At 41.0% G+C, this 12,440-nt stretch carries 7 protein-coding genes; all 7 read right to left on the reverse strand.

Annotated features, from left to right (window positions below):
- Positions 1 to 47: 47 nt before the first annotated feature.
- A complete protein-coding gene (locus tag H9N25_RS16720) occupies positions 48 to 857 on the reverse strand; it encodes a DUF4249 domain-containing protein (protein ID WP_167297048.1) in 810 nt (269 codons plus the stop codon).
- Positions 858 to 861: 4 nt separating this feature from the next.
- On the reverse strand, positions 862 to 3,186 hold the full coding sequence (locus H9N25_RS16725; RefSeq protein ID WP_190326607.1) for a TonB-dependent receptor: 2,325 nt from the start codon (positions 3,184 to 3,186) through the stop codon (positions 862 to 864).
- 96 nt (positions 3,187 to 3,282) lie between these two features.
- Positions 3,283 to 4,482 (reverse strand): multiheme c-type cytochrome, encoded by a 1,200-nt coding sequence (locus tag H9N25_RS16730; RefSeq protein ID WP_190326608.1) that lies wholly within the window; start codon positions 4,480 to 4,482, stop codon positions 3,283 to 3,285.
- A 16-nt stretch (positions 4,483 to 4,498) separates the two neighbouring features.
- Positions 4,499 to 6,250 (reverse strand): cellulase family glycosylhydrolase, encoded by a 1,752-nt coding sequence (locus tag H9N25_RS16735; RefSeq protein ID WP_190326609.1) that lies wholly within the window; start codon positions 6,248 to 6,250, stop codon positions 4,499 to 4,501.
- Positions 6,251 to 6,268: 18 nt separating this feature from the next.
- A complete protein-coding gene (locus tag H9N25_RS16740) occupies positions 6,269 to 7,609 on the reverse strand; it encodes a glycoside hydrolase family 30 protein (RefSeq protein WP_223833417.1) in 1,341 nt (446 codons plus the stop codon).
- A 144-nt stretch (positions 7,610 to 7,753) separates the two neighbouring features.
- Positions 7,754 to 9,283: a RagB/SusD family nutrient uptake outer membrane protein gene (locus H9N25_RS16745; RefSeq protein ID WP_190326611.1), complete on the reverse strand. Its 1,530-nt coding sequence runs from the start codon at positions 9,281 to 9,283 to the stop codon at positions 7,754 to 7,756.
- A gap of 10 nt (positions 9,284 to 9,293) precedes the next feature.
- Positions 9,294 to 12,413, reverse strand: coding sequence for a SusC/RagA family TonB-linked outer membrane protein (locus H9N25_RS16750; protein WP_167297054.1), 3,120 nt, complete (start codon positions 12,411 to 12,413; stop codon positions 9,294 to 9,296).
- Between the last annotated feature and the right edge of the window lie 27 nt (positions 12,414 to 12,440).

Raw genomic sequence — 12,440 nt, forward strand, 5'->3', positions numbered from 1 at the left:
AAAAATTATAAGGTGTTTTTAATCAATTTGAATTATCAAAAAGATTTTTATTTCACAGTTGCTGATAGCACTTGGTAAGTATTGGCGCTAAAATAGCCGAGTGCCTGATTGGAAATATTAGAAGTTGGATTAGCTGGAGTGGTGCCCTGGTTTGGCCCCCGGTTTGATTGCTGACTTAAAGCATACCAATAATCGAAAATATTAGAATCGATACACTCCATTTCTATTTTAATTTTATCGTTCGAGTTTAACTCATCACTATCGTGGTCGTTAGTAGGAGGTTTAAAAAATAACTGAATTCTTAAGTCGTTTCCATTTGTTAAACGATCGTTATTTACATAAAAGCGCTCAGATAAAACATCATTAACATAGAGGTTAAAATGATAAAAATTGGTTTCGTTGGCCGGATCTTTAAAGAATACAGCAGCAGTTTTACGCTCTCTCCCAAAGAAAAAATTTTTGATCACCCCGATGGAATCCATTTTAACCACATTAGGCATTTTCGAACTGGCCGTGTAGGTTTGTCCTTCGGCATTTACATTTAAATTGTAGGTAACCCCTGGCTGGCCTTTCATTTTATTGATATAAGTTCCTGGCGTTGTACCTTCCTTAAAAATATAGGTGTTTCCCTTACTATCTGTTACGGTAACACTAGCGCCCGAAATTTTCGGAAAAACATTGGCTTCTGTATAACCAATGGTTTTGCTGATCTTAATTTCTTGATCAATCAGTTGATCGTTAATTCTTCCTTCAATTACGATTTGAGGCGCGGCATTTTCAGTATCAATAGAAATAATCTTCTTACAAGAAGCTAAACATAGAGTGAACAGCGAAAAGTATATAATGCGTTTTTTCATTGTTTTAAAATTTAAAGTTCCAGGTAATAGATGGAATAAGTCCGAAAAGTGAGGTTTGCTGTGCCGCAGTTTTGGTCGGATCGTTCGGATCGGTAATAAACTCAATAGAATAAGGATTTTTTCTGGCCAATAAATTATAAATCCCAAAATTCCAGCTTGATTGGTATTTCCTTCCTGGTTTCCCTTCTAAGGTTGCACTCACATCCCAACGCATATTATAAGGCATTCGGCCTGCATTTCTTTGTGTATAGTAGTATGCCATCTGTCCACCAATACTATATTTTCCTGCCGGATAAGTTACGGCATTACCCGTGCTGTAGATAAAACTCGAGGAGAAAGTCCAGCGCTTGGTCATGTTGTAAATTCCTACTAACGAGATATCATGCGTACGATCTTGCCTTGCCGGAAAATATTTACCATCATTGAGTTCGGTAAATTTACGTTCGGTACGCGATAAGGTATAGCCTACCCAACCGTTCAGCTTGCCAAATTTTTTCTTAAAAAACAACTCTAATCCATATGCCCTGCCTACCCCGTATAAAAGTTCTGACTCTACGTTGGAGTTGGCCAATAATTCAGCTGCATTTTTATAGTCGATCTGATTCTGGAGCCACTTATAATAAACCTCTCCCGAGAGTTCGTAATTGTTATCCTGGACGTTTTTGAAATACCCCAAAGCCACCTGATCGGCAATTTCAGGTTTAATATTGGTACTGCTCAACACATACTGATCGGTTGGCGAACTAGACGTAGCATTGGTTAAAATATGTACATTCTGTGTATTCCGGTTATAAGAAGCCTTAATCGAATTTTCTTCGTTAAACAGGTAACTTACCGAGAAACGTGGCTCGAGGTTAAAGTAATTTTTATGAAATTTACCCTTGGCTACATTTTCTGTTGATACAATATTCCCATTGGCATCATAGGTGCTAAAATTACCTGGCCCCATTAAAGAAAAAGCCGCCAAACGCACACCATATAAAAAGTTTAAATGTTCGTTTACGGCCCATTCGTCAGAAATATAAGCGGCTGATTCAATCCCATAACGCCTTTCCTGCGTAAGCGAATTTACCTGCGACGCTTCATCGCTATCAATATCAATCGGCGAGATACGGTGTTGTGTGGCGTTTACACCAAAACGGAGTATATGTTTATTGCTGAAATACTGGAAATCTTGTTTAAAGTTAAAATCACGTACCAATGAGGTGGCTTTAAAATTCGTGGCATCATTTAACAGGCGAACCGTATAATTATAGTTATTGTAAATTAATGAGGTATTTGAAAACAAGCGGTCGTTAAAAATGTGGTTTAAGCGAATGGTGGTGGTAACATTGCCCCAATTATTTTCGAACAGATCTTTAACGCCGATATTATCTTTACCAAAATAGCCAGAAATATAAATGGTATTTTTATCATTGATTTTATAATTCGCCTTTGCATTAATATCATAAAAATTCAGGGTACTGCCATTAACAGATGAATCTGGCGAAGAGCGTAAAAATGCATCGATATAAGTGCGGCGGAAACTCACCATAAACGAGCCTCTGTCTTTTACAATAGGACCTTCTGCTTTTAAACGCGAAGCGATTAAACCAATACCGCCCTGAAACTTAAATTCTTTATTGTTGCCATCATCCATTTTAACATCCAAAACAGACGATAAACGGCCTCCATACTGCGCCGGCATGCCACCTTTATACAGGCTTACATCCTTAATCGCATCGGCATTAAAAGTAGAAAAGAAGCCCAAAAGGTGCGATGAATTGTACACTACAGCCTCATCTAAAATGATTAAATTCTGATCGGCAGCACCGCCGCGAACATAAAAACCTGTATTTCCTTCGCCACCTGATTTTACGCCTGGTAGCAGCTGAATGGTTTTTAAAATATCCTTTTCGCCCAAAAGCACAGGAATGGAATTAAGCGATTTCATATCGATCCTTTCCAAACCCATCTGCGCACTTTTAACGTTTTCGTTTTTACGGTTATTGGCACTTACGGTTACTTCAGCAAGATCGTTTGCACTTTTTAATTCCTCATTTAACTTGGTATCTTTTGTTAAATTGATGGTTTTAACAATGGAGGTATATCCGGTATAACTTACCGCGACAGTATAGGTTCCTTCGGCCTGTGTCAAAGCAAAATATCCATAGTTATTGGTTAAGGTTGCAGCGGTAGAAACTCCAGAAATCCTTACCGTTGCACCAATTAAGGTTTCACCTGTACCTGCATCGCGAATGGTGCCGCTCAGGGTAAATTTCTTTTGAGCAAAAGTAGAGGTGGAGAGAAAAAGGAGGAAAAATAAAGCTAAGTAGTGTTTTATGGGCATATCGGCTACTATCTAATTTTTAAGGTGGAAACCAAATGTACGAAATCCAAGTCCTATTAATGGATAGTGGGGAATTTCTTAATACAAGTTTGGTTTTTACTTATTAATAACGGGATAAATAGCAATATGGTGTGAGCGTAAGCGATATGGGCTCAAATGGTCTTTTCCCGCCTGTTGAAAAGTGATCAATTTTGAAGATTCTTTAGGCATATGGCAGTCGATACAATTGGTACTAAGCGATCCTTTAGCTAAAGTGGTTTTGCTATGGTTGGTGCTTTGGTGGCAATTAATGCAGCGCTGCGAGTAAAGATTTAAGTTGCCCTTAATATTTTCATGTGTATTGTGGCACGATTGGCATGTCATGTTTTTACTCTTTCTATAACAATTCGATCCGGTTAACATGCTGGTTTGGTTACCATGCACATCTGGGTCACCACCGCCAAAACCTACAAAATCCTGTGTGTAGTAATCATCCAAATTATCGCCAGGTTCGAAACCAAATACCGATTTTTGGGCAACTAAGGCATTTCCAGAATGACATACCCCGCAGGCATCCATTTTTTGTTTACGGGTAAGTGTTTTATAAAGTGTTATAAACTTCGCTGTCTTTTCCTGAGGGTTTTCCATATGAAATACCACATGCTGTTTACCTGGTCCGTGGCAGCGCTCACAATCTATCCCATAAATAACAGAACCTTTCTCCATCTCCTCGTCTTTTGAAAAGGTAGATCGTTGCGTGAGTTTAATATCAACATAAGAGGCGTGGCACTCTAAACAACGACTGGTTATTGCCCGGTCATAATAAAAGCTTTCTTTTGGAAAACCAGGGCTGATGGCCCAGTTCTGAATAGCAGCAAAGTAAGATAAAGGCAGTTCGTACATTTTCTTGCCTTGCCAATAAGTATAAGTATAGGCTTTTTCGCCTGAACCAAACTGCATATCAAACTTTTGCGCACGAACGGCTTTTCCATCCTGATAAGCGACCTGAAATATGCCGCTATCTCTTTTTTCAATCACCACTTTTTGATGTGCGCTGAACAAAAAACTGTTTGAATCAGGCGAAAAAACTTTTAACAAAGCGGCATCAACCACGGGTTTAGAAGTTAAACCATGCGGACTGTGTGCATAAGACTGTGATAAATCTTTATGGCATTTAATGCAGGTAGCCGCTCCGGTATAGGCCTTTCCCCTCGCATCTTCAGGCAATTGATCGGCCGCATTCATGCATCTTGAAAGGATAATGATGACTATCGCCATAGCTCCTAAAATAACCACAATCCGTTTTATACCTTTCAAGATGATGTTTTGCTTTTTATTTTATAAACTGAATATAACTAAAATTATAACCGCCAATGGCAGCCAAAATCCTAATTTTTTGATTTCCGGCCTTTAATGGTACATTTTTGATCTCGAAAGTGGCAAACTTTTTCGCATCGCCAGTATTGGGTACGGTTACTTCTTTAGCAACGGTTTTACCATCAATTGAAATATTCATCCGTCCGCTAGCCTCACCTGCTGCTGCACTTATTTTTAAAGTATACATTCCTTTTTGCGACACATTTATGGTGTATTGCAACCACTCTCCTTTTTCGATGTGATTTACATAATACTTCTCATACTGTGTAGAATCTTTTGCAATATCTACCCCATCATTCCTGTAAATCCAGCCACGGTTACCTGCACTTCTTTTTCCTGTTGAGGTATGGTAATCGGCTGTATCGTTATCAAAGTAGGCAAAACCATTTCTCCCCAAGTCGTAATCAACCGCGTAAATAATACTCTTGTTTTTAATTAAATTGGCTTTAAAAGGTTTGGTTTCGTTACTAAAGGGCTGGCGAATCATCGCATCGATTACGTCGCGGTGAATGATGGTATTTTCTAACCTCGAATAAATAGCCAGTTCCATCAGTCCACTATACACGTTGCTATCTTTAGGTTTATTACCGCCATTGTTCAGGTATTTAACCAACGCATCGTAATTGGGGTTCGATTTAATTTCCATTGGGTTATTGAACCCGATTTTTTTTAAAGGCCACCACGACCAGCCGATATTGTTTTTTTCTAAAAGGTGGATGGCATCGGTAAACCAAACATTCGAATTTTCGCCTGTTTCGCCCAGCCAAACGGGTACTTGCTGCTCGTCGCGGGCTTTAATAATGTGCGCTATTGAAGCCTGATCGTTGTAATTCCAGTATTTATGGAAACTTAAAGCCATATTTTTATCCCACAGCGGGAAAACACCATTGTAATTATTGCCCCAGCCATTACCTTCAATAATGATCAGGTGTTGCGGGTCTACCTCACGGATGGCTTTGGTAATCTCTACCATCAGTTTTCTTAAAGGCGCATTTACTTTTTCTTTGGTACCGTTTTTATCGTCTTCAGGATTTGTAAAACCATAATTGGGTTCGTTTATAATATCGTATGCGCCAATGTAAGGTTCGTTTTTGTACCGTTCGGCCAGTTTTCGCCAAAGGGCAATGGTTTTCTGCTGGTTGGCCTCACTATCCCATAAATAAGGTTTTGACGGATCGCGGTCCGCAATGTTTAAATCGTTCCCCTGCCCACCAGGTGCCGCATGCAAATCTAAAATAAGGTACATTTTATTGGCTTTACACCAGTTGAGCAAACTATCGGTTAAGGCAAAACCTTTTTCGAGCCAGGTATTTTTTCCGGCCACGGGTTCTTTATCTACCGGCAAAGTATATAAATTATAATGTATAGGCAGGCGGATGGAATTAAATCCCCAGCGTTTCATGGAGTCGACATCAATTTTACGCATGTGGTTAGCCAGCCAGGCATCGTAAAATTCCTGGGTCTGTTTCGGCCCCATTAACTCTTCTATCCGCTCACGAATTCGATACTGCTGTGCTTCCTTATTGATTTTGAGCATGTAACCTTCCTGCAACATCCAGCCTCCAAGGCCAATGCCACGCAATAATACATTCTGGCCCTGGCCATCAACAATTTTTGTACCCGACGCTTTTAAAAAGCCCTGACTAAAGCCGGTAAACGAAATGCTGCTGAACAGAAAAATAGATAAAAGAGATTTTCTTAAAAACATAGTTTAAATAATTGATAATTACCAGATATAAGTGGCTACTGCGCCCTTATCGAGCGCCGCAGCGTATGTTTTACCATTTTGACTGATGTTAAAGGAAGCAGCTTCTTTACCGGTATTGGCCACAATAAGCACATGTTTACCATCAGGTGTTTTAAATGCAACGTTAGCTAAACCATCCGGCTCATTAGAAGCAATGCGTACCGAGCCCGGCCTTACAAATTTCGAAACATGGGCAATGGAAAAGTAGGCTAGGTTACGGCTATACTTATCGCCACTAATGGTAACTGCCCCCTGGCACATGGAGCAACCGCCCCTATCGGTATAAGGCTTATTTTCAGGGTCGGCAGCGAGGTTCCATTCCAAAACGTTTTTGCTCCAGTTACGCGTAGCACCAATAATTAAACGTTTTACCGGATTTACGATATTGATGGTTGCGGCATCGGGCGATTCAACCACCATTTGCTCAGAGAAATAGATGTTTTTATCGGGATGGGCATTATGCACATCGGTTAAAGATTCTATTTTACCTCCGTACAGATGAAAGGCCGATCCATCGATATATTTTTTGGCTTCAGGATCATCTAAAATGCTGATCGGATAATCAGGTCGGTCAGCATTGTGGTCGTACACAATAATTTTGGTTTTAATATTGGCCTTTGCAAAAGCAGGCCCTAAGAATTTCTTTACAAAAAGTGCCTGATCTGGTGCAACCATAAGCAAGCTGGGATTATTACCCGGGTGTAAAGGCTCATTTTGAACGGTAATCGCATCAATAGGAATACCTTCCTTTTGCATTTCCTGTACATACCTTACAAAGTACCTGGAGTAAGCATCATAATATTCGGGCTTTAACATCCCGCCTCGGGCATCGTAAGTGGTTTTCATCCATAAGGGAGGAGACCATGGCGAGCCCATAATTTTTAGTTTGGGGTTGATCGCAAGGATTTCCTTCATTACCGGAATCACATCCATTTTATCTGGGCCGAGGTCAAATTTAGCCTGCGTTAAATCGGTTTGTCCTTCGGGAAGGTCGTTATAAGAAAATACTTTTTCATTTAAATCAGAAGCACCAATGCTCAGGCGGATATAACTCACTCCAATATTGTTTCCATCAGTAGCAAATAACTCCTTCAATAAAGCCGCTCTGGCTGGTGCCGACATTTTAATAATATGCTGTGCACTTCCCCCTGTTAAGGCAAAACCAAAACCATCTATACTTTGAAAAATTTCTTTATCGTTTACAAAAATGGTAGGTTGCTTATTTTTGGCGTTGACCAAACTTAAACCGGTAGATTGACGGGTAAATAAGGCCGTACGATCGGCTTTGGTTAACCACATTTGTGGCTGGCCTTGTGCCATAACCGAAAAAGTGAAAGCACAACCTATTAAGAGTCCAAAGGACTTGGTGAATAGCATACAAGGAAGATGATCTGGTAAAAAACAGGAAGAAAGACTTAGCTTTCTCCCTGTAACAATTAAACATTAAGGATATATAGACGGGCATTATTTAGAACCGCCCCATTCTTTACTTTGTAAAATTTTAGAGTTGGCCAGTTCTCTTTCCGGAATTGGAAAGATTTCGTTTCTACCGGCTTTAAAACCTTTACCAGCTAATACAGTTGGCGCCAGGCCCCATCGTACCAAATCAAACCAGCGGTGTCCTTCTGCGGCAAGCTCCAAACGGCGCTCGCGCATAATGTTATCCATAGTTACCGGTAGCGGATTTAAGCCCACCCTTGCCCTTACCGCGTTAAATACTTGATAAGCTTTTGTTCCGGCACCAACACCTGCACCACTTTTTAGCAATGCTTCTGCCTCTAACAAATAAGTATCGGCTAAACGGATTTCATACATATCCTGACCAAAATTAAGTTCTAACTGGCCACTGGCCGCTTTGGTAGAAGTACGGCCAGCGTATTTTTCTATAAAATATCCGGTATTGGCATATGCATGTTTATAGGTAACAATATTTGCCTTTTCCAAACTATCCAGATTGGCAACGGTTGCTTTATTCCTCGGGTCGTAATGAATCTGATCAAAGAAATCTTTAGTGAAAGGCAAGAAACTCCAGCCTGAAATATAATCGGGAGCCAAAGCTGCATTTACAGGCACATAGTTACGCGGGCCAACCAAAATACTCATTACGTTACCTTCGCGGCTGCCTACTGTTCCCCAGCCCATATCAGAGGTGGTGTTATACACAATTTCCAGAATCGATTCTGAATTGAATTTATTTTTAACGTTCCATAAATCGGCAAAGTTTGGCAGTAGTTTATAGCCATATGTGCTCGCTCCAGGGCTAGGTCCGTTTACCAATGCAAATTCGGCCGCAGCTTCAGTCCACTTTTGCTGCCACATGTACACTTTACCTAAAACTGCATGTACGGCACCTTGAGTAAGCCTGCCACCTTGCGAAGCGACTGGAACCGTAGTTGGCAAATTAGGAATAGCTTCCGATAAATCTTTAACAATTAAAGCATAAACCTGATCTGCAGGAACCTGTAATACATCAAACATGGCACTAGGCTCAACCACATCGGTTAACAAAGGAATGTTCTTAAATAACCTAACCAGATCGAAGTAATAGATTGCCCTTAAAGCTTTAACTTCTGCAATGTACCGCGTTTTAGTGGCATCGTCTAAACCTGAACCATTTACTTTCTGTAAAAATACATTAGCGCGGTAAACACCGGTAAAGCCCTTGCCCCATAAATGGCTGGCCGCCCCAGAGGTAGAAGTTAAGGTGTAGTTATTGATGGTTTGTAAATCGCCGATATCAGATGGCGAATCGCCTCCGGCAAAATGGTCATCAGAACCTGCCGATAAAATATTCACTTTCGTTAGGTATCCTGAAGACTGATTTCCCAGAACGTCATACACCGAAATGAGCGATGTTAATGCTTCTGCAGGCGTTTTGTAATAACCAGTCTCCAAAATGCGTTCTCTTGGATTTACATCCAACTGTTTTTTGCAAGAGACAAACAATTGTGATGAGACGGCCAAAGCCGCGATATAAAAAATACTTTTTTTCATTGTTCAACTATTAAAATCCAACATTTAAACCAATCATAAATGAACGTGCCTGCGGGTAAACACCACGGTCTACACCTAATACCGTTCCGCCGATTTCTGGATCATATCCCGTGTATTTAGTAATGGTCCATAAGTTTTCGCTCATTAAATAAGCTCTCACTTTTTGCGCACCAATTTTTTTCGATACATTTTGAGGAAGGGTATAACCCACCTGTAAGGTTTTTAATCTGAAATAATCGCCTTTTTCCAGGTATAGTTTCGAAAACTTGATGTAGTTTCCGTTCGGATCAGTTTCAACAATACGCGGCATGGTAGTAGACGGGTTAGAAGGCGTCCAGCGGTCTAATATTTTGGTTTGCCAGTTGGCATAGGTAACATCTAAACGACGTAAGCCCTGAAAAATCTGGTTTCCGCCAACACCATTACCGAAAGCCACCAGATCCCAGTTTTTATACGCCAGGTTAATGGTTAAACCATAGGTGTATTTAGGAATCGGGCTGCCTAAAAACGTCCTGTCTGATGAATTGATTTCATTATCGCCATTTAAGTTGGCATATTTAATATCACCTGGTTTAGCGTTAGGCTGTAATTTAGTACCGGCCGGACCAACATAACCATCAATTTCTGCCTGGGTTTGGAAAATACCAAGCATATCGTAACCATAGTATTCGTTGAAAGATCTGCCTAAGCCGGTCCTCGTAAAGTTGCCCATGGTTTGGAAGCTTTGTGCATTATCTTCGATAAAGGTTTTACCCGGTAATAACTTGGTCACTTTATTTTTAAGGAAGGATATATTTCCGTTTACACCCAGGTTAAATTCGCCAATTTTTTTGCGGTAGCCCAGTTCGAACTCAAAACCTGTATTTTGCATATCGCCCACGTTTTGTGTCGGGCCTCCAGCTGCGCCAACGTACAATGGAATATCTGGCGTTTGCAATACCCCAACAGTTTTCTTTTTGAAATACTCTGCCGATAAGGTAAAATTGGTAAACAGGGTTGCATCAAAACCAATATTGGTCTGGCGGGTTTCTTCCCATTTCAGATCGGGGTTAGATAAAGCAGCAGGGCTCCAGCCTATCATACTTTGATCGGTTGTACCGAAGGTATAGTTACGGCCACTACTAACTAAAGAAACGTACCTGAAATCGCCCAAAGCATCGTTACCGGTAACCCCATAACCTCCGCGGATTTTCAAGAAATTCACGATATCATTTTCTTTCCAGAAAGCCTCTTTTGAAGGCACCCAACCCAATGAGAACGAAGGAAAATAACCGAAACGGTTATTGGTACCAAAACGCGATGAACCATCACGCCTGATAATACCGGTAAACAGGTATTTTTCATCATAATCGTAAGTAACACGGGTAAATAATGAGTTTACAACATGTAACGTTCCATCACCCCCACCTACAAGTTTATTAGCGGTTCCAGGATCATAGTTTAAATTCGCTTCGTAAAAGCTATTGGCAATGATATTCTGGTAGGTAGTATTTAAACTTCTGCTGTTGTTATCCATGTAATACCCTTGCCCCACAATAATGAAAGCATGGTGTTTACCAAAGTTGCGCGAGTAGCTTAAAGTATTTTCCCAGTTATAGTTTAATACCGTATTAATTTCGCGGTAGAATGATTTTTTATCATTTTTAGAAGAAGAGTTCAGGTAAAAAAGCGGGGTGTACGAATCACCACCATAGAAGGCTACTTTAGTACCTAAACTTGATCTGAATTTCAAATTGGCGATGGGTTCAATCTCCGCAAAAGCGTTACCAACAATGTTGTGGTCCCAGCTGTAATTACCCAGGCGGGTTTGCATATAAGCTACCGGGTTAGTCATTTCCTGACCAACAATCGGCGAGATACCATAAGGGAATCCGTTAGCATCTCTTAAAGTGTTTGCAATGGTATAAGGCGATTTGGCAATTAAAGCCGGGTCGGTTTCTACTACCGGCGTAATCGGATCGAGGTTAATGGCCGAGCTTAATGGTCCGCCAAATTCGCTATTGGTGTTACCTAAACTGCTGTTTACCGAATGGCTATAACCTAAATTTTCGCCAAAAGTAATCCATTTTGCCGGTTTATAGGTAGAATTGATCCTTACGTTTGCCCTGTTCCATTTAGAAATAGGGCTGGCAACAATACCATCCTGTTTAATGTAGCCCATCGAACTGTAGATGGTAAATTTATCGTTTCCTCCACTAACGCTGAACTCATGTGTCTGGCGGCGGGCATCATCGTTAAACACCTGATCCTGCCAGTCGGTACCTACACCTAAAGCAGCCGGATTTGCATAGGGCTGTGGTAATCCGGAGTTAGCGGCTGATTCGTTTCTGATGGTAGCATACTGGGTGGCATTTAATAAATCGAGTTTTTTGGCAGGTGCAGAAGTACCGTAGAAGCCGTTATAATTTACGCTTATTAAACCTGCTTTACCTTTTTTGGTTGTAATAATAATTACCCCATTAGCAGCCCGGGCACCATAAATAGCCTGCGAGGCTGCATCTTTTAAAACTTCGATAGATTCGATATCGGCCTGGTTCAGGTAACCTATGCCACCGTTATCTACAATTACCCCATCTACAACCCAAAGCGGATCATTATTACCCCCCGAAGCAAAAGAAGTATATCCCCTCACCCGAACGGTAGAAGAGGTACCTGGCTGTCCGTTACCACTGGCAATGGTTAAACCAGATGTTCTGCCTTGCAAAGCCTGCTCTACCCTGTTAATGGGCATGCTTTCTAAATCTTTGGCTTTAACGCTCGAAATAGAGCCGGTTACCACACTCTTCTTTTGTGTACCATAACCCACTACCACTACCTCGGTCAGGTCTTTTGAATCAGCTGTCAGCGTTACATTAATGCGGCCTCCTGCCGGAACAGTTACCGTTTGTGCCGTCATACCGATTAAATTGATGGTGAGCTTTGCGCCTACCGGAGCCTGAATGGTAAATACACCATTGGCATCAGTCGATGCTGCTCTTGTCGTTCCATCTAACTTAACTGTGGCACCAGGTAGCGGTGCGCCATTTTGCTCTGTTACCTTTCCTGTAACCGGAATGTCTTGCGCCATTAAGGCAAACGGGAAAGCCAGGAGACAGTAAATGAAGAATACGAATGTAAATCTTCCTCTCATAGAAATTAGTTTTTAGTTAATGATATT

This window comes from Pedobacter riviphilus (genome assembly GCF_014692875.1).
Taxonomy (GTDB): Bacteria; Bacteroidota; Bacteroidia; order Sphingobacteriales; family Sphingobacteriaceae; genus Pedobacter; species Pedobacter riviphilus.